Here is a 17,994-nt window from a genome sequence, read left to right on the forward strand (position 1 = left end):
ATCGACCGAGACCGTCGAGATGACCGACGCCGAGAAGGAAGAGGCCGAGCAGGCCGAGAAGGCGCGCCAGCAGGGCGGCGGCATGTTCGACGGCCCCGCACCGGGCAAGGCGAACCAGTTCGGCCCGAGCTTCAAGCGGATGATCGGGCTGCTCAAGCCCAGCGCCGTGTGGTTCGTGCTCGTCTCGATCTTCGGCGCCCTCGGTGTGGTGCTCGCCGTGGCCGCGCCCAAGGTGCTCGGCAACGCGACGAACATCATCTACGAGGGGTTCACCTCGCTGCAGCTGGGCAAGGGGCAGAACGGCTTCCCGGGGTTCCCGAAGGGCACCGACCAGGCGCAGGTCGTCGAGGCGCTGCGCGCCGCCAAGCAGAACCAGTTCGCCGACATGGTCGCGGCGTTCGGTCCGTTCAAGGTCGGCGACGGGATCGACTTCGAGCAACTGCGCTGGGTCATCACCGCGGTCCTCGCGATCTACGTCGGATCCGCGCTGCTGAGCTGGATCCAGGGCTACGTCATCAACGTCATCATGGTGCGCACGATGTGGCGCCTGCGTGAGGACGTCGAGGCGAAGATCAACCGCCTGCCGCTGTCGTACTTCGACAAGGTGCAGCGCGGCGAGCTGATCTCGCGGGTCACGAACGACATCGACAACATCACGCAGACCATGCAGCAGTCGCTGTCGGGCGCGATCACGTCGGTGCTCACCGTGGTCGGCGTGCTCATCATGATGTTCTCGATCTCCTGGCAGCTGGCCCTCGTCGCCCTCGTGGCGCTGCCGCTCATGGCCGTGATCTTCGGCGTCATCGGGCCGCGTTCGCAGAAGGCGTTCGGGATCCAGTGGAAGAAGGTCGGACGCCTGAACGCTCGCGTCGAGGAGGCCTTCTCCGGTCACGCGCTGGTCAAGGTGTTCGGCCGTGAGAAGGACGCGCTGGACAAGTTCCAGGTCGAGAACGAGGAGCTCTACCAGGCCGCGTTCAAGGCCCAGTTCCTGTCGGGTCTGATGATGCCGGCGATGACCTTCATCGGCAGCCTGACCTACGTCGGCCTCGCGGTGCTCGGCGGACTCATGGTCGCGAGCGGGCAGCTGCGCCTGGGCGACGTGCAGGCCTTCATCCAGTACTCGCAGCAGTTCACCCAGCCGCTCAGCGAGCTGGGCGGCATGGCGGCGGTCGTGCAGTCCGGCACCGCCTCGGCCGAGCGCGTGTTCGAGCTGCTGGACGCGGAGGAGCAGGATCCCGACGCCGAGGACGCACCCACCGTCACCGACGGCAAGGGCGTCATCGAGTTCGAGCACGTCGCGTTCTCCTACACCGAGGATCGCCCGCTCATCACGGATCTGTCGTTCCGCGTGGAGCCCGGCCAGACGGTCGCGATCGTCGGCCCGACCGGCGCGGGCAAGACGACGCTGGTGAACCTCATCATGCGGTTCTACGAGCTGAGCGGCGGGCGGATCCTCCTCGACGGGCAGGACATCGCCCAGATGGAGCGCTCCGACCTGCGTTCGCGCACCGGCATGGTGCTGCAGGATCCGTGGCTGTTCGCCGGCACGATCCGGGAGAACATCCGCTACGGCCGTTCGACCGCGACCGATGACGAGGTCATCGACGCCGCCAAGGCGACGTACGTCGACCGTTTCGTGCACGCGCTCCCCGAGGGCTATGAGACGAAGCTCGACGAGGACGCCTCGAACGTCTCGGCCGGTGAGCGCCAGCTGATCACGATCGCCCGTGCGTTCGTCGCGCAGCCGTCGATCCTCATCCTGGATGAGGCCACGTCGGCCGTCGACACCCGCACCGAGCTGCTGCTGCAGCACGCGATGGCGGCCCTGCGGAACGGGCGCACGTCGTTCGTGATCGCGCACCGCCTGTCCACCATCCGCGACGCCGACCTCATCCTCGTGATGGAGCACGGCGACATCGTGGAGAAGGGCAACCACGAGGAGCTCATCGCGGCCCAGGGTGCGTACTGGCGGCTGTACCAGTCGCAGTTCGAGCAGGCCGCGAGCGACACCGACGCCGACGAGGCGCTCGTCACCGGGACCGTCACGGTTCCGGTGGAGGGTTCGGTCGCGTCCGAGGTCGAGGCCGGTGCCGCCGCCGTGATCGGATCCGGGACCGCGCCGGTCGCGGTCGCCGAGCGCGTCATCGAGTCGGCCGAGTCGCCGGAGACCCCGTCGTGGGAGAACGAGGACGACAGGGTCTGACCCTCGTCCGCACCGACGTGAGCGCCGTCGTCCTGTTCGCAGGGCGGCGGCGCTTCCGCGTCAGTGGGGGCGGCATCGCCCGGGCGGAGGCGGGATCGCCCGGGCGGAGGCGGCGTCGCCCGGGCGGAGGCGGCGGGCCGGATCCCCGTCGGGCCGGATCCCGGTCGCCGTGCGTCCCGGAGCCAGCGGCCTACTTCGTCAGGCCGAACAGCTCGAGCGGGTGGGTGAGGCGCCACCAGAGGCTCGGGCCGTGCAGGGCCGTGCGCAGCTCCAGCGGCACCGAGGCGGAATCCAGCGGGCCCTTCAGGCTGAGGGTTCCCGCCTTCTCCCCCGCCTTCCACTCGTCGCCGAGTGAGAACTTGGTGGTCGCCGTGGCCGAGGCGCCGTTCCACAGCACGACCCGGCCGTCCGCGGCGGCGACGACCTGGGTGGTCTCGCCCCAGGCGGTGTCGACCGTGCCCAGCGTGGCACCCTTGTCCACCGTCTGCGGCTGGTCCTTCAGAGCGGCCTCGATGCCGGCGTACAGCGCCCGCGAGGCATCGACCCGGCCCTGATCGCTGCCCTGTCCGAGCGCGGCGACGTAGATCCGCACGACGGTGTCGCTGTCCTTGACGTCCTTGGCCGAGAGCAGGTTGTAGCGGGTGTCGTCCCCGTCGCCGATCGTGCCGGTCTTGATTCCGACGATGCCGGCGTCGTCGATGAGTCCGTTGGTGTTCTCCACGACGCCCGCGCCGGGCAGCTCGACGCTCTTCTGCTTCACGATCCCGGCGATCACCGGGTTCTTCTCGGCGATCTCCCCGAGCTGGATGAGCGCGCGGGGGGTCGAGACATTGCCGAAGTCGAAGCCGGAGGGCGTCACGACGGTGATGTCGGCGAGGTCGTGCTGACTCAGCCACTGATTCGCGGCGGCCGCATAGTTCTCGTCCGAGCCCCACACCTCGCGGGCGAGACGGTCGGCGTAGTTGTTCGCCGAACCGAGCAGGATCCCCTCGTACAGCTGATACTGCGTGAGCGACCCTCCGACGGGGACATCGAGGGCGGACTGATCCTGGCGGAGGTAGCTCCAGTACTCGTCGCTGTCGGCCTGCGTGAACGCGAACGACGGACCCTGCTCGCCGGCCTTCAGCGGCAGCTTGTCGAGCGACGCGAGCACCGTCACCAGCTTGGTGATGCTGGCCATCGGCACCGGCTGTTCGGCCGAAGCGATCGTGCCGATGCCCTCGACACCTACGGCAGCGCTGCCCGAGCCGGGCCACGCGGCGGCGGCCACGGGGGCGGCGGCCGGCTGGAACTGGACCGGTGAGGCGACGGGCTTCACGGCGTTGAGCGGCCAGAGCGCCGTCGTGGCGCCATAGGCCACGATCACGGCGAGCACACCGGCGAGCGGCACCAGAACGCCGGGCCGGGCGAGGCTGCGGTGAGGCGCGTCGTCGAGCAGCGCCCGGGACGGCGTGGCGGCGGCCGCCGCCGCCGCACCGGTGCCCACGCGGGCCACGTCGACCCAGGCGAGAGCGGCGGTCGGCGTGCGATCGGGACCGCGGACGAGTGACGCCGAGGGCAGTGGCCGCGCGGCGGCGGGAGTCGCGTCGGCGGCGGTGCCCGGAATCGGCTCGGCAGTGCGCGCGGAGGAAGCAGCGGCAGTCCGGGTGGCGCGTGTGGCGACCGAGTCGGAGGGCGACGCGGTCGACGCGGTGGGCTCCGTCGCGGGCGTCGCAGCCGGGACGACGGGCGCCGGGTCTCCGTCCGTGGCGACGGGAATCGGCTCGGCGATCGGATCCTTCGAGAGGTTGGGCCGTGCGGCCTCGGCGGCCGGATCCTTCTCGGCGGCGGCAGACGCGGCGTCGACGGCCGTCCCCGTTTCTTCGAACAGCGGCGGGGAGGCGGGTGAGCCCGGCGCGGGGAAGAGCGGGCGGGCGGCGGGGGAGTCCTGGGTGGGGAACAACGCCGCGGATCCGCGTCCGTCCGGGGACGTCGAGAACAGCCCTGCCGGCTCGACGGCCGACTCGTCGGTCTCCGAGCCGGGACGTTCGGCGTCGGGTGCCTCGGCGTCGACGATCTCCGGATCGACCTGGGCGGCCCCCGGACCGTCGTCATTGTTCACCCCCCTACCGTATCGGGCGCCCCTGTCAACTCGCGGGATCGGCGTGCGAGCGCGGAGTCGCCTCGCTCACCGCTCGCACAGCGTTTCGGATCACGGGTGGCCACAGGTCGCGCCCGGCGAGCGGCGGATGGACCGAGGGTGTCCGCGGTCGGACGACCGGTCGACTGCCTCGTCACATCACGACCGGACGGTCGCCCGTGCTCGTCCGCGGGGCTAAGATGGGCGGATCACCACGGGAGTCCGGCGAGCCGGGCTGAGAGGGAGCGAATCGCGCTTCGACCGTCGAACCTGATCCGGATCATGCCGGCGCAGGGAGGAGCATTTCTCATGCATGCATCTGCAACCGCACAGAACGTGAACAGCGGGGCCGTCGCACGCCGCCTGAACTGGCGCGTCGTCGACATCGTCGTGGCCGCCGTGCTCGGCGTCGCGATCGGCCTGGTCTTCTGGGTCTGGAACACGATCGGCTACGCCTGGTTCACGGCGGCCGACGGCCTCACGCCGGGCCTCGGTGGCGTCGCCGTCGGGATCTGGCTGCTCGGCGGCGTGGTCGGCGGGCTCGTGATCCGCAAGCCCGGAGCCGCCCTCGTCGTCGAGGTCGTGGCGGCGATCGTCTCGATGCTGATCGGCAACATCTGGGGCGTGTCCACGGTGCTCGAGGGCATCGCGCAGGGTCTCGGCGCCGAGCTGATCTTCGCGATCTTCCTCTACCGCCGGTTCTCGCTGCCGGTCGCCGCCCTCGCGGGCGTCGCCGCCGCCGCGGGCGCCTGGCTGTTCGAGCTGTTCTACGGCAGCTCGCCGAACATCCTGAAGTCGGTCGAGTTCAATGCGATCTACCTCGGCACCCTGGTCGTGTCGGGTGCGCTGCTGGCCGGCGTCCTCGGCTGGCTGCTGGTGCGCGCGCTCGCCGCGACCGGTGCGCTGAGCCGTTTCGCCGCCGGACGCGAGCTCCGCCGCGAGGTCTGACATGACCGCGAGTGCTGCTCGCGTCGTCGCGGACGGGTGGGGCTGGCGTTACGCCGGTCGCCGCCTGCCCGCTGTCCGCGACGTGACGTTCACGATCGAGCCGGGGGAGCGGGTGCTCCTGCTCGGCGCCTCCGGTGCGGGCAAGTCGACGCTCCTGACAGGCATGGCCGGCCTGCTCGGCGATGCCGAGGAGGGGGAGCGCAGTGGATCCCTTCAGGTCGACGGCGCGGATCCGGAGAGTCAGCGCGGCAGGATCGGGCTGGTGCTGCAGGATCCCGATGCCGGTGTCGTGCTGAGCAGGGTCGGCGACGATGTCGCCTTCGGATGCGAGAACCTCGGCGTCCCCGCGGAGGAGATCCCCGCGCGCGTCAGCGAGGCCCTCGACGCGGTGGGTCTGGACGTGCCCCAGGATCGGCCGACGGCGGCGCTCTCGGGCGGGCAGAAGCAGCGGCTGGCGCTCGCCGGAGCGCTCGCCATGCGGCCGGGGCTGCTGCTGCTGGACGAGCCGACCGCCAACCTCGACCCGGACGGGGTGCGCGAGATCCGCGCGAGCGTGGAGCGGGTGGTGGAGGCGACCGGCGCGACGCTGGTGGTCATCGAGCACCGCACCGCGGTGTGGGCGGACATGATGACGCGCGTCATCGTCGTCGGGGCGGACGGCGGGCTCCTGGCCGACGGCGCCCCGGCCGAGGTGTTCGGCACGCACGGCGACGCCCTGGCCGATGCCGGTGTGTGGGTGCCGGGTCACCCGGTGCGCCTGCCGGTGCTGCCGGCCGCGGATCCGGAGGGTGCGATCCTCACGACGCGCGATCTGGCCGTCACACGAGATCGCCGCCGAGCCGTGCAGCACGGGCTCGACCTCGTGGTTCCCGACGGTGCGGCGACCGTGATCGTCGGTCCCAACGGGGCGGGCAAATCCACGCTCGCGCTCACGCTCGCCGGGCTCCTGGATCCGCTCGAGGGCGCCGTCGAGGCCGCCGAACGACTGCGCGGGCGGCGCGGACTGGACCCGTCGCGCTGGACGTCTCGCGAGCTGCTGACCCGCATCGGGATGGTGTTCCAGGATCCCGAGCACCAGTTCCTCGCACAGACCGTGCGCGAGGAGCTCGCGGTCGGGCCGCGTGCACTCGGCTGGGCCAAGGACCGGATCGATGCCGTCGTCGACGCTCTGCTGGAGCGACTCGGACTCACCGCGCTGGCGGCGGCGAACCCGTTCACCCTGTCCGGCGGGCAGAAGCGCCGGCTCTCGGTCGCGACGGTGCTCGCCGCGGCGCCCGCGGTCGTGGTGCTCGACGAGCCGACGTTCGGACAGGACCGTCGCGGCTGGATCGGGATCGTGAGCCTGCTGCAGGAGGAGATCGCGCGCGGTACGACCGTGATCGCCGTCACTCACGACGCCGATGTGATCCGCCACCTCGGCGGACATCGCATCGGACTGACGGCGGCGGTGGCAGCGTGAGCACGGGTTTCGAAGAGCGCAAAGCGCTCGATATGTCCGTCGGAAGCAGCCATGTGCGCGCTTCGAAACCGGAGCCGGTCCGTCGTGCGTGGATCGACGGGGTCAACCCGGTCACCCGGATCCTGCTCGCGCTGCTGCTATCGATCCCGTTGTTCGCCTCGATCGATGTCACGAGCGGGCTCGTCGCGATCGGGCTGCAGCTGCTGTGCATTCCACTCACGGGGCTCCGGTTCGGCACCGTGCTGCGCCGGCTCGCGCTGCTGCTGGTCATCGCCCCGGTCGCGGGCGTGAGCATGCTGCTCTACGCCGCCCCCGGTGGGCAGGTGTTCTTCAGCTTCGGCTTCGCACACATCAGCGAGGCGTCGATCCAGCTCGCGATCGCGGTGTCGATCCGTGTCGTGGCGCTCGGCCTGCCGACGATCCTGCTGTTCGCGCGCACGGATCCGACCGAGCTCGCCGACGCGCTCGCGCAGGTCGCTCATCTGCCCAGTCGGTTCGTGCTGGGCGTGCTCGCGGGCACCAGGATGCTCGGCCTGTTCCTGGACGACTGGCGCACGATGTCGCTCGCCCGCCGGGCGCGTGGCGTGGGGGACCGCGGCGTGCTGCGGCGCTTCTTCACCATGTCGTTCGTACTGCTCGTCTTCGCCGTGCGCCGTGGGACGAAGCTGGCGCTCGCGATGGAGGCGCGCGGGTTCGGATCCGACATCCCGCGGACCTGGTCGAGGCCTTCCCGACTGTTGGCACGTGACGCCGTCGCCGTCGTCGGGGGTGCGGCGATCATGGCGCTGTCGATCGCGGCCGCCGTGCTGTTCGGCACGTTCCGGTTCGTCTGGTCATAGCGCCTGGCGTGATTTCGAGGAGCGATGTTCGCCCGTCCCGGACCCCGGAGAGGACGAGCATCGCGCCTCGAAACGGGATGAGGGTCAGCGGACGTTCCGGGGTTGAGGGGCGACCTCGTCCCCGAGGGGAACCACGAGCAGCTCCTCGATGCGGCGGCGCACGGCATCTGCCATGTCGACGGATCCGGGGTCGAGCAGCCACTGCAGCTGCAGGCCATCCATGAGCGCGGTGAGCTCTGCGGCCGCGCGGTCCTCGTCGACCTGCGGTGCGAGATGGCCGGCGGCGCGCGCGTCCCGCAGGGCCTTCGCCGTGCCGGATCTGATCCGCTCGTAGCGCCGCACGAAGTAGTCGTGGGCGGGGTGCGAGGGATCGGCGGCCTCGGCGGACAGCACGGCGTACAGGGCGATGATCCCGCCCACCTCGGTGTTGTGCCGGGCCAGATCGACCATGCCGCGGAGGATGCCGATGCCGTCCTGACCTTGCGAGCCGTTGCGCCGGAACCGCTCGCGATCCTCGCGGTCCCGGGTCTCCAGCACCGCCTCCATGAGGGATTCCTTGGTGGGGAAGTGGTGGGCCAGACCCGCGCGGGAGATCTCGCAGACCTGCGCGATCTCGAGCATCGTGGCGCTGTTGAAGCCGACGCGTCCGAACAGGGCGGTGGCGGCGGCGATGATGCGCTCGCGCCTGGCCCGGCCCGTGGTGTATCCGCGTTCGGTCGTCATCGGTGTCCCATCGTATGCGTCTGCGGGCGCCGGAAGGGATCGCCTGCGACGCCGCGCCCGCGACCGAGGAGGTCGCTCGGACAAAAACCTACACTTGTGTCGGTTTTCATGCTAGCGTGCCATCAGCCGGATCCGAGGACGTCTCCAACGCCCCCGCCCGGCGGACCCGATCCCACCGCCCTCCCCTCAAGGACTGACAATGTCGTCGACTTCTTCTGACGCGCCTGAAGAGCTGCGTCCCCCCATCACCGAGACCACCTTCGTCGCCACCGCCTCCGGCGAGGACGACCCGCCCACACCCGTCAAGGGCGTGCGGCGGCTGCTCTGGTGGATCCTGCCCTCGAACTTCGCGATCTTCCTGATCTGGGGCGCTGTGCCCGGAGTGCTGCTGCCTGAGCAGGTGCGCGTGGCGCTGGGAGACGAGGGCAAGCTCGCGAACATGGTCATCATCAGCACGATCGGCGCCTTCGTGGCGATGATCGCGCAGCCCGTCGCCGGCCAGATCTCCGACCGCACCCGCTCCCGCTTCGGGCGGCGTGCGCCGTGGATCGTGCTCGGCGCGCTCGCCGGCGCGCTGTCGCTGGTCGGGCTCGCGTTCGCGAACTCTCTGGTCGGCTTCATCATCGCGTGGTCGCTGGTGCAGATCACGTTCAACTTCGCGCAGGGGCCGCTGAGCGCCGTGCTGCCCGACCGCGTGCCGATCGCCCGTCGCGGCACGTTCGCGACGCTCTCGGGGATCGGCCTGATGATCGGCGCGCTGGGCGGATCCGTCCTCGGCGCCCTGTTCTTCCACAGCATCGCGGTCGGCTACATCGTGTTCGCGGTCTTCGCGGTGCTGGTGCTGCTCGGCTTCGTCCTGGCGAACCCCGACCACCCCAGCACGAACTTCGCCTCGGAGCCGTTCAGCTTCGTCGAGTTCCTGAAGACGTTCTGGGTCAACCCGGTCAAGAACCCCGACTTCTTCTGGGCCTTCACCGGCCGGCTGCTGCTGTACACCGGCTACTTCGGGGTGATCGGCTACCAGCTGTACATCCTCACCGACTATCTGCAGGTGAAGCAGCCCGAGACGGTCATCCCGCTCCTCGGGCTCATCAGCCTGGTCGGCGTGATCATCGCGACGGCTGTCTCGGGTCCGCTCTCCGACAAGGTCGGGCGTCGCAAGCCGTTCGTGTTCGGCTCGTCCGTGGTGATGGGTCTCGCGCTGATCCTGCCCTGGGTCTGGCCGACGCTCACCTCCTGGATGATCATGACCTTCGTGATCGGCCTCGGCTTCGGCATGTTCCAGGCGGTCGACACCGCGCTCATGAGCCAGGTGCTGCCGTCCGCCAAGAACTTCGCGAAGGACCTCGGCGTCGTCAACATCGCCGCGACCCTCCCGCAGACCCTCGCCCCGGCCGTGGGCGGCGCGATCGCCCTCTCGCTCGGCTACTGGGCGCTGTTCCCCATCGGCATCGTCCTCTCGATCCTCGGCGCAGTGTGCGTCTGGTTCATCAAGGCCACCAAGTAAGGAGACATCCATGACGGACAACGAGGTGCGCTTCCCGTACCAGGATGCGTCGCTCGACATCGAGCAGCGTGTGGACGATCTGCTGAGCCGGATGGACGCCGCCGACAAGGTCGGCATGCTGTTCCACACGATGGTGTCGTTCGGGGATCCGGCCGAATCCAACCCGACCTTCGGCATCCCCTCGGCGCACTCGATGATCCGCAAGCGCCGCATGAACCACTTCAACCTGCTGGGCTCCGCGCCCGACGGGCGCGAGTTCGCGGCGTGGAGCAACGCGCTGCAGCGGTTCGCCCGTGAGGACGGACTGGGGATCCCGATCACCCTGTCGACGGACCCGCGGCACGCGTTCAGCGACAACCCGCTCACCTCGATCCTCGCCGGGCCCTTCTCCCAGTGGCCGGAGACGCTGGGCTTCGCGGCCCTCGCGTCTCCCGAGCGGCTCGAGCGCTTCGGCGACATCGCCCGCCAGGAGTACCTCGCGGTCGGGCTCCGCGTCGCCCTGCACCCGCAGATCGATCTCGCCACCGAGCCGCGCTGGTCCCGCATCAACGGCACCTTCGGTGAGAGCGCCGACCTCACCAGCGACCTCGTGGTCGGATACATCCGCGGCTTCATGGGGGGCCAGCTGGGCTACGAGTCCGTCTCGACGATGGTCAAGCACTTCCCGGGCGGCGGTCCGCAGCTCGACGGGGAGGACCCGCACTTCGAGTGGGGCAAGGAGCAGGTGTACCCGGGCGGAGCGCAGGAGTATCACCTCAAGCCGTTCATCGCGGCGATCGGCGCCGGGGCGACCCAGATGATGCCGTACTACGGCCAGCCGGTCGGCACGGACTGGGAGGAGGTCGGCTTCGGCTTCAACAAGGACGTGCTCACGACCCTGCTGCGCGATCGGCTCGGCTTCGAGGGCATCGTCTGCACCGACTGGGGCCTGCTCACCGACGCCGAGATCATGGGTACGCCGATGCCGGCCCGTGCCTGGGGCGTCGAGCACCTCACCCGCCCCGAGCGGATGGTGAAGGCGCTCGATGCCGGGATCGACCAGTTCGGCGGCGAGCTGTGCACCGACGAGCTGCTCGGTCTGCTGGCCGCGGGCACCGTCGGCGAGGATCGGCTCGACGTCTCCGTGCGGCGCCTGCTGCGGGAGAAGTTCCGTCTCGGGCTGTTCGATGCCCCGTACGTGGATGAGGAGCACGCGGCGGCCGTGGTCGGTCGTGCCGACTTCGTGCAGGAGGGGCTCGACGCCCAGAGCGACTCGCTCACCCTGCTCACGAACACCGACGCGATCCTTCCGCTCTCGCGCGGCGTGAAGGTCTACGCCGAGGGTGTCGCCGCCGAGGCGCTCGCCGGGTACGCGACCGCCGTGTCCACCCCGGAGGAGGCCGACGTTGCGATCCTGCGAATCAAGGCTCCGTTCGAGGATCGCGATCGCGGCGGGTTCTCCGCGATGTTCCACTCGGGATCGCTCGAGTTCCCGGCGGAGGAGCACGCGCGCCTCACCACGATCGCCGCGGCCGTGCCGACAGTGATCGACGTCTACCTCGACCGGCCGGCCGTGCTCGGCGGCCTCGAAGAATCGGCGCGCGCGGTGCTGGCCGACTACGGCGCTTCGGACGCGGCCGTGCTGCGGGTGCTGTTCGGCGAGCGCGGACCACAGGGATCGCTGCCGTTCGACCTGCCCCGATCGGACGCGGCTGTCGTCGCGAGCCGCTCGGACGTCGCATTCGACACCGAGAACCCGACCTTCCGGTTCGGCCACGGCCTGCGGTACTGACGCCACCCTGCCCCGGGCGCCCCGAGAACTCGGGGCGCCCGGCACCACGAACGCGGCCTCCTCCGGGAGGCCGCGTTCGTCATCTCCGGGGTCGTTGAGCGAGCACCGACACTTCGACTCGCTTCGCTCGCTCAGTGCGGGTCTCCGCGAGGCGCGAGACGAAACGCGGCATTCCTGCGGACCTGGTCCGACGGGTGCCGCCTTTCGTCTCGGTCGGCTCCGCCGTCCTCGCTCAACGAGCGCTGGGCGGATCCGGTCTCGTCCCTTCGATCGATCTTTCGCTCAACCTTGTGCACGATGGCAGGCGGCGCCCGCGCCGGTGGACTGGAGGCATGGCAGATTCCGTCGCGCGCTCGCGCCTTTCCGATGCTCTGACCTCGCGCCGCGGCGCGTGGATCTCGCTCGGGCTCGTCCTCCTTCTCATGGTCCTGCTGTTCGGTGCGTTCGGCTCGGCCAAAGCGCCGGGCGGCAACGCGCAAGCGCCCGCCGGATCCGAGTCGACCCGGGTCTCCGAGCTCCTGAAGACTTTCCCCGACGCGGATCGGCAGTCGGTGCTCGTCGTGGCCTCTCGGATGGACGGCGCCACGCTGTCCGATGCGGACCTGGCGGGACTGAAGGATCTGGTCCCGGTCCTGGGCGCCCGCGCGGCCGCCGATCTGTCGGGACCCGTGGTCAGCGATGACAAGAAGGCGGCCGTGATCATCACCCCGATCACCGCGTCGGAGGCCAACGCCGAGAATGCGAAGACGATCGCGGCGCTGCGCTCCGATGTCACGGCGCACGCACCGGACGGTCTCACCCTGCAGGTCACCGGAGGTCCCGCGTTCGGCGCCGACGTCGCCTCCGCTTTCGAAGGTGCCGACTTCACCCTGCTGATCGTCACGATCCTCATCGTCGCGGTCCTGCTCATCGCGACCTACCGCTCGCCGATCCTGTGGCTGATCCCGCTCGTGGTCGTGGCGCTCGCGGACGGACTCGCGGGACGGATGACCGCGGCGGCCGGATCCGCCTGGGACCTGCAGTTCGACGCGGGCATCATCAGCGTGCTGGTGTTCGGCGCCGGCACGAACTACGCGCTGCTGCTGATCTCGCGCTATCGCGAGGAGCTGCAGCAGGAGGCGGATCACCGGCGGGCGCTCAGCACCGCCTGGCGGAAGACGGCGCCCGCGATCCTCGCTTCGAACGTCACGGTGGTGCTGGCACTGCTGACGCTCGTGCTGGCCGTGATCCCGGGGACCCACGGGCTCGGGATCTCCTCCGCGATCGGGCTGCTGATCGCGCTCGCCTCGGTCCTGTTCCTGTTGCCGCCGGTCCTCGCGGTGTGCGGCCGGAAGGTGTTCTGGCCGTTCGTACCGCGTCCGGGCGATGAGCGCCGGCAGGGACGGGTCTGGCGCGGAATCGCCGGCGGCGTGGTGAAGCGTCCGGTCCTGAGCCTGCTCGCGGGTGGAGCGCTGCTGGCGGTGATGGCCGCGGGGCTGTTCGGCACCGCGGTCGGGCTCGACCAGGTGGAGAAGTTCCGGGTGCCGTCGGAGTCGGCGGCGGGGCTCGAGGTGTTCTCGGCGCACTTCCCTGCGGGCGAGGCGCAGCCGATCCTGATCGTCACCGATACGGCGCAGGCTCAGGACGTGGTCGCCGCGGCGAAGGACGTCGAGGGAGTCGTGCGCGTGCAACCGGTCGGCGCCACGGGGGACGGCGACCTGACGAAGATCATGGTGACGAGCGAGTACGCGCCGAGCACGGGGAAGAGCCTGAGCCAGATCACCGAGCTGCGCGATGCCGTGCATGCCGTTCCGGATGGGCACGCCCTCGTGGGCGGGGCGGTCGCGACCGACCTCGACGCCCGTACCGGCAATCAGCAGGATCTGCTGCTCATCGCGCCCCTCGTGCTGCTCGTGAGCTTCCTCGTGCTGCTGATCCTGTTGCGTTCGGTCGTCGCCCCGGTGCTGCTGCTCGTCGTGAACCTCGCCAGCGCGCTCGCCGCGATCGGCGCCGGCGCGTGGCTGAGCCGCGTGCTGTTCGGGCAGCACGCGCTCGATCTGCAGGTGCCGCTGCTGGCGTTCCTGTTCCTCGTCGCGCTGGGCATCGACTACACGATCTTCCTCGTGCACCGCGCCCGTGCCGAGGCCGCGGACCGCGGCACTAGACAGGGCATGGTCGAGGCGATCGCGCACACCGGCGGCGTGATCACGAGCGCGGGCATCGTGCTGGCGGCGGTGTTCGCCGCCCTCGGAGTGCTGCCGCTGGTGACGCTCGGCCAGCTCGGCCTGATCGTCGGGGTCGGCGTGATCGTCGACACGCTCGTGGTGCGCACGGTGATCGTGCCGGCGATCTTCGCGCTCGTCGGCGATCGGATCTGGTGGCCCGGTCGGCTGCGGCGCGCGACGGATACGGCGTCATCCGCGGCGGCTGGGGCTCCGGATCCGGACGTCTCGGATCCTGACCCGGATCAGGTTCCCGTTCTCCGGGGCCGTTGAGCGAAGACGCCGAAGGCGACTGAGACGAAACGCGGTGCGCCGACGGACGTGATCCGCGAGCGCACCACGTTTCGTCTCGCTTCGCTCGCTCAACGACCCCAGGGTGAGCTGGGCACGGCGGACGGCGTCAGACGGCGGGCAGCCACAGTGTCATCCGCACCCCGTCTTCGGGCAGGTGCAGCACCTCGTAACGGCGGGCGATGACCGTGCCGTCGGCGGCGCGGACATGGGTAATGTCGCCGCGTCGGCGCTGCACGAGATGGCCGCTCCACCATTCCCGGAACAGGGGGCTGGAGGCGCTCAGTTCGTCGACGAGCGCGACGAGCTGCGGATCCTGCAGGTCGCTCACGTTGGCGGCGCGCAGGTGTGCGACCGCGCCGCGGGCCAGTTCCTCCCACTCGACGAACGTCTCGCGGGCGCGCGGGTCGAGTAGCAGGGAACGACAGGTGTTGCGCTGGGCCGGTGGCAGTTCGGCGAGCCCCTCGTGCAGCGCGAGCCCCTCGGGATTGGCCGCGACGACCGTGCTGAGCCGGTCCAGCACGTACGCGGGGTTCGGGCGCACGGCGTCGACCAGCATCGTCATGCGCGCCACGAGTGCGTCGTCGACGGCGGGCGCGTCCGCGGGCTCGGGGCGGGTAGAGCCGGGGTGGGCGTCGCGCAGCCGATGGAGGTGGTCGGTTGCGTCCGGATCCAGCTGCAGGGCGCGGGCGAGCGCATCGAGCACGGCGTCGCTGGGATTCTTCTCGCGCCCCTGCTCCAGCCGGGTGTAGTAGTCGGCGCTGATGCCCGCGGCGGTCGCGACCTCCTCGCGCCGCAGGCCCGTGGTGCGGCGGCGCCCGCCGGCCCTCGACGCCTCGGTCTGCAGGCGGGCGTCGGTGCGCCGGGCGCGGAGGAAGTCGCCGAGAGCGTTCGACATCCGCAGCCTCCTGGATCCTCGAGTGAACGGGCGCCGTCGAGCGAGGGTGCGGCGCTCCTAGGAAGACTACGGTCTTCCCCATGACGCACCGAACCGGAACGCTGGGGATCCAGAACACCTGAGAGCCGAGGAGACCCGATGCCCGTCTACACACACGGACACCACGATTCGGTGCTGCGATCGCACCGCTGGCGCACGGCGGAGAACTCGGCGGCGTACCTGCTGCCGCACCTGCGTCCGACGGATCGACTGCTCGACGTCGGGGCCGGACCCGGCACGATCACCGCGGATCTGGCGGGGCGGGTCGCCGAGGTCGTGGCCACGGAGATCGGTGCGGAGGAGCTCCAGCTCAGTCGCACCACCGCGGCTGAGCGCGGCGTGACCAACATCGAATTCCGCGTCGCCGACGTGCACGCCCTGGACTTCCCGGACGACAGCTTCGACGTGACGCATGCCCACCAGGTGCTGCAGCATGTCGCCGACCCGGTGCAGGCGCTGCGCGAGCTCGCCCGCGTGACCCGGCCGGGCGGGATCGTCGCCGTGCGTGACAGCGACTACGGCGGCTTCCGCTGGTGGCCCGCGGTGCCGGCGCTGGACACCTGGCTCGATCTCTACTGCACCGCGGCCCACGCGAACGCGGGCCGGCCGGACGCCGGTCGTCGGCTGCTCTCGTGGGCGCACGCGGCGGGGATCGCCGACGTCACGGCCACGTCGAGCACCTGGTGCTACGCGAATGCCGAGGACCGCGCGTGGTGGGGTGGCATGTGGGCGGACCGGATCCTCGATTCCGCGATCGCACGCCAGCTCCTGGACGCGGGGGCGGCGACCCCCGAAGATCTGCAGCGCGTCAGCGACGGCTGGCGCGAGTGGGCCGCGAGCGACGACGGCTGGCTCTCGGTGCTGCACGGCGAGATCCTCTGCCGGGTCTGACCCGGGAGGCACCGCCCCGTCGTCCGCGGCGGTGGATGGCGCCCGGTTCAGCCATGCTCGGCGCGCTCCACAGCGCGGCGGGAGAGGAACGGAGGCGGAGAGAACGAAGGTCAGCGCGTCGCCGGCAGCTGCAGCAGGCGGTCGTCACCGTCGCGCGGCGAGCCGCGCCCGTCGGTGTTGTTCGTGAGCACCCAGAGGGCGCCGTTCGGGGCCGCCACCACGTCTCGCAGCCGGCCGAAGTCGCCGGCGTAGGCGGCCCGCGGCTGCGGATCGGGCGATGTCGTGTCGAGCGTCCACAGCCGCTCGCCGCGCAGGCCAGCGATGTAGACGACGTCCCCGACGATCGCGATGCCGCTCGGGCTGGCCTCCGAAGGACGCCACGTCACGACGGGATCGATCGCGTCGGCGGCGCCCGCGCGGCCCTCGTGGTCGGGCCAGCCGTAGTCTCCGCCGGGCTGGATCCGGTTCAGCTCGTCCCAGGTGTCCTGTCCGAACTCGCTCGCCCAGAGCGTGCCGGCGCTGTCCCAGGCCAGCCCCTGCACGTTGCGGTGCCCGAGGCTGTAGACCGCGGTGCCGAACGGGTTGCCGGGGGCGGGCCGCCCCTCCGGAGTGAGTCGCAGGATCTTGCCGCCGAGGTAGTCCCGGTCCCTGGCGCGGTCGCGCTGCCCGGCGTCGCCGGTGCCGACGTAGAGCATGCCGTCGGGGCCGAAGGCGATCCTGCCGCCGTCGTGGTTCGCGGCGCGGGGGATGCCCGTGAACACGTCCTCCGCGGTCGCCGGATCGAACCGCAGCGCGGCGGCGTCGCCGGTGAGCCGCAGCCGCACTACGCGGTTGTCGTCGGCGGTCGCGTGATACGCGTACAGCCACTTGGTGCCACCGTCGTCGTGGATCGCGAGCCCGTTCAGTCCCGCCTCCCCGCCGGAGACCACGCCGGGAACCGTGCCGACGTCGCGCAGCCCTCCCGTGGGGGTCCACTCCCGCACCCGCCCGTCGCCCCGCTGCGAGATGAGCGCCCCGGATCCGATCGGCACGATCGACCACGGCGCTGTCAGTCCGGTGGCCAGGACGGAGGGTGCGGTCGGGGCGGACGTCGCCGGCGACGAAGAGCCCGCGTGGTCGGCCGGCGTGCCCGTCACCGTCGGCGCGGTCACCGGGGCGCAGGCGGTCAGCGCGATCGCGAGCGCGAGCGCAGCGACGATGCATCCGGAGCGTGTTCCCGTGCTCCTCGCGGGCGCGTGCATGATCACCTCCGATATCGGTGCGCCCTCTCAGGATCCCCGGCGTCCGGGATTCCCGCCAGGTCTGCGCTGCGAGCGGCTCAGGTCGCGTCCCACAGGTCGCGGTAGTACGCGAGACGTTCACGATCCGGATCCACGCCGTACGCCTCGATGAGCAGATCCTCGTATCCGGGCCCGTAGTTCCACGCCGTGCTCATCGAGGCCACCGCGATGTCGGCCCAGCGGTCGGCGGCGCCGAGGGCCGCGAGATCGACGTGCGCGATGCCCCGACCGGCGTCGTCCAGCAGCGTGTTCGGCACGCACGCATCGCCGTGGCAGACGACGAGACGGTCGATCGCCGGTGCTGCGTGCAGCCGCCCCGCCACGACGATCCCGCGCTCGGCGGCATTCGCGATCCGATCCTCGACGCCCCAGCTCCACGGGCATTCGGCGACGGGCAGCGCGTCGTGCAGCTGCCGCAGTGCGGCTCCGACCGCGCGCACGGCCGCCTCGGGCCGGGCGATCCAGAACGGATCCACGGCGCTGCGGCCCGGGATCGCCGACGTCACGAGCCATTCGTGCGTGCGGTCCTCGCCCTGGTCCTGGACGTGCGGCACGAGTGTCCAGGTGCTCGCCCAGCGCATCCGCTCCGCCTCGGCGCGCATCGACGCCTCGAGGTACCGCGGGCCCCACTTGACGAACCGTCCGTCGTCGGTGCGGAACGTGAGCCCCCCGATCCCGTTCTCCCACACGGGGGTGAGAGCGGCGGATCCAGCCAGCTCCCGCACGCGCTCGGGAACGGTCACGTCGTCGACGGGGATGCTCATGGATCCATCCTGCCCGGGGAGAGGGGAGGGGAGCCGGCATCGCCGGCTCCCCTCGGGATCA

General features: G+C 70.9%; 13 protein-coding genes and 1 riboswitch. Of the genes, 8 read left to right on the forward strand and 5 right to left on the reverse strand.

Annotated elements, in window-relative coordinates; genetic code table 11:
• Positions 1–19: 19 nt before the first annotated feature.
• A complete protein-coding gene (locus tag LXM50_RS17160; RefSeq protein ID WP_374107847.1) occupies positions 20–2,203 on the forward strand; it encodes an ABC transporter ATP-binding protein in 2,184 nt (727 codons plus the stop codon).
• 190 nt (positions 2,204–2,393) lie between these two features.
• Here the strand turns inward: LXM50_RS17160 and LXM50_RS17165 are convergent, their stop codons facing one another.
• Positions 2,394–4,304, reverse strand: a complete 1,911-nt coding sequence (locus tag LXM50_RS17165) for a D-alanyl-D-alanine carboxypeptidase family protein (RefSeq protein WP_233312695.1) — start codon at positions 4,302–4,304, stop codon at positions 2,394–2,396.
• A gap of 222 nt (positions 4,305–4,526) precedes the next feature.
• A riboswitch (TPP riboswitch) is annotated at positions 4,527–4,636 on the forward strand.
• On the opposite strand from LXM50_RS17165, the gene LXM50_RS17170 reads away from it, so the two are divergent.
• The 3 genes from LXM50_RS17170 (at position 4,632) to LXM50_RS17180 (ending at position 7,568) form a co-directional block, all read left to right on the forward strand.
• Positions 4,632–5,270, forward strand: a complete 639-nt coding sequence (locus LXM50_RS17170) for an ECF transporter S component (RefSeq protein ID WP_233312696.1) — start codon at positions 4,632–4,634, stop codon at positions 5,268–5,270. (Overlaps the previous riboswitch by 5 nt.)
• A 1-nt stretch (position 5,271) precedes the next feature.
• On the forward strand, positions 5,272–6,729 hold the full coding sequence (locus LXM50_RS17175) for an ABC transporter ATP-binding protein (RefSeq protein ID WP_233312697.1): 1,458 nt from the start codon (positions 5,272–5,274) through the stop codon (positions 6,727–6,729).
• A 53-nt stretch (positions 6,730–6,782) separates the two neighbouring features.
• Complete coding sequence (locus LXM50_RS17180; protein WP_374107845.1) at positions 6,783–7,568, forward strand: energy-coupling factor transporter transmembrane protein EcfT; 786 nt, start codon at positions 6,783–6,785, stop codon at positions 7,566–7,568.
• Between the two features lie 84 nt (positions 7,569–7,652).
• Here LXM50_RS17180 and LXM50_RS17185 read toward each other — a convergent pair whose 3' ends face one another.
• Positions 7,653–8,291: a TetR/AcrR family transcriptional regulator gene (locus LXM50_RS17185; protein ID WP_233312699.1), complete on the reverse strand. Its 639-nt coding sequence runs from the start codon at positions 8,289–8,291 to the stop codon at positions 7,653–7,655.
• Between the two features lie 199 nt (positions 8,292–8,490).
• Between LXM50_RS17185 and LXM50_RS17190 the strand changes: the two genes are divergently transcribed.
• The 3 genes from LXM50_RS17190 (at position 8,491) to LXM50_RS17200 (ending at position 14,043) form a co-directional block, all read left to right on the forward strand.
• On the forward strand, positions 8,491–9,798 hold the full coding sequence (locus LXM50_RS17190; protein WP_233312700.1) for an MFS transporter: 1,308 nt from the start codon (positions 8,491–8,493) through the stop codon (positions 9,796–9,798).
• Between the two features lie 10 nt (positions 9,799–9,808).
• Complete coding sequence (locus LXM50_RS17195; protein ID WP_233312701.1) at positions 9,809–11,569, forward strand: glycoside hydrolase family 3 protein; 1,761 nt, start codon at positions 9,809–9,811, stop codon at positions 11,567–11,569.
• Between the two features lie 332 nt (positions 11,570–11,901).
• A complete protein-coding gene (locus LXM50_RS17200) occupies positions 11,902–14,043 on the forward strand; it encodes an MMPL family transporter (RefSeq protein WP_233312702.1) in 2,142 nt (713 codons plus the stop codon).
• Between the two features lie 127 nt (positions 14,044–14,170).
• On the opposite strand, the gene LXM50_RS17205 is transcribed toward LXM50_RS17200, so the two are convergent.
• Positions 14,171–14,959, reverse strand: coding sequence for a helix-turn-helix transcriptional regulator (locus LXM50_RS17205; protein ID WP_233312703.1), 789 nt, complete (start codon positions 14,957–14,959; stop codon positions 14,171–14,173).
• Positions 14,960–15,097: 138 nt separating this feature from the next.
• Between LXM50_RS17205 and LXM50_RS17210 the strand changes: the two genes are divergently transcribed.
• Positions 15,098–15,889, forward strand: coding sequence for a class I SAM-dependent methyltransferase (locus tag LXM50_RS17210; protein WP_233312704.1), 792 nt, complete (start codon positions 15,098–15,100; stop codon positions 15,887–15,889).
• Between the two features lie 110 nt (positions 15,890–15,999).
• On the opposite strand, the gene LXM50_RS17215 is transcribed toward LXM50_RS17210, so the two are convergent.
• Both LXM50_RS17215 and LXM50_RS17220 read right to left on the reverse strand, forming a co-directional pair.
• Entirely contained in the window at positions 16,000–17,130 is a 1,131-nt protein-coding gene (locus LXM50_RS17215) for a sorbosone dehydrogenase family protein (RefSeq protein ID WP_233312705.1), read from the reverse strand.
• Between the two features lie 77 nt (positions 17,131–17,207).
• A complete protein-coding gene (locus tag LXM50_RS17220; protein WP_233312706.1) occupies positions 17,208–17,933 on the reverse strand; it encodes an aminoglycoside 3'-phosphotransferase in 726 nt (241 codons plus the stop codon).
• Between the last annotated feature and the right edge of the window lie 61 nt (positions 17,934–17,994).

The sequence above is a fragment of the Microbacterium sp. Au-Mic1 genome, assembly GCF_021341785.1.
Lineage (GTDB): Bacteria > Actinomycetota > Actinomycetes > Actinomycetales > Microbacteriaceae > Microbacterium.

Excerpts from the sequence above, each read along its gene's own strand:
- LXM50_RS17160 (WP_374107847.1), top strand. The coding sequence starts at position 20 with ATGACCGACGCCGAGAAGGAAGAGGCCGAGCAGGCCGAGAAGGCGCGC.
- LXM50_RS17170 (WP_233312696.1), top strand. The coding sequence starts at position 4,632 with ATGCATGCATCTGCAACCGCACAGAACGTGAACAGCGGGGCCGTCGCA.
- LXM50_RS17175 (WP_233312697.1), top strand. The coding sequence starts at position 5,272 with ATGACCGCGAGTGCTGCTCGCGTCGTCGCGGACGGGTGGGGCTGGCGT.
- LXM50_RS17185 (WP_233312699.1), bottom strand. The coding sequence starts at position 8,291 with ATGACGACCGAACGCGGATACACCACGGGCCGGGCCAGGCGCGAGCGC.
- LXM50_RS17190 (WP_233312700.1), top strand. The coding sequence starts at position 8,491 with ATGTCGTCGACTTCTTCTGACGCGCCTGAAGAGCTGCGTCCCCCCATC.
- LXM50_RS17195 (WP_233312701.1), top strand. The coding sequence starts at position 9,809 with ATGACGGACAACGAGGTGCGCTTCCCGTACCAGGATGCGTCGCTCGAC.
- LXM50_RS17200 (WP_233312702.1), top strand. The coding sequence starts at position 11,902 with ATGGCAGATTCCGTCGCGCGCTCGCGCCTTTCCGATGCTCTGACCTCG.
- LXM50_RS17205 (WP_233312703.1), bottom strand. The coding sequence starts at position 14,959 with ATGTCGAACGCTCTCGGCGACTTCCTCCGCGCCCGGCGCACCGACGCC.
- LXM50_RS17210 (WP_233312704.1), top strand. The coding sequence starts at position 15,098 with ATGCCCGTCTACACACACGGACACCACGATTCGGTGCTGCGATCGCAC.
- LXM50_RS17215 (WP_233312705.1), bottom strand. The coding sequence starts at position 17,130 with ATGCACGCGCCCGCGAGGAGCACGGGAACACGCTCCGGATGCATCGTC.
- LXM50_RS17220 (WP_233312706.1), bottom strand. The coding sequence starts at position 17,933 with ATGAGCATCCCCGTCGACGACGTGACCGTTCCCGAGCGCGTGCGGGAG.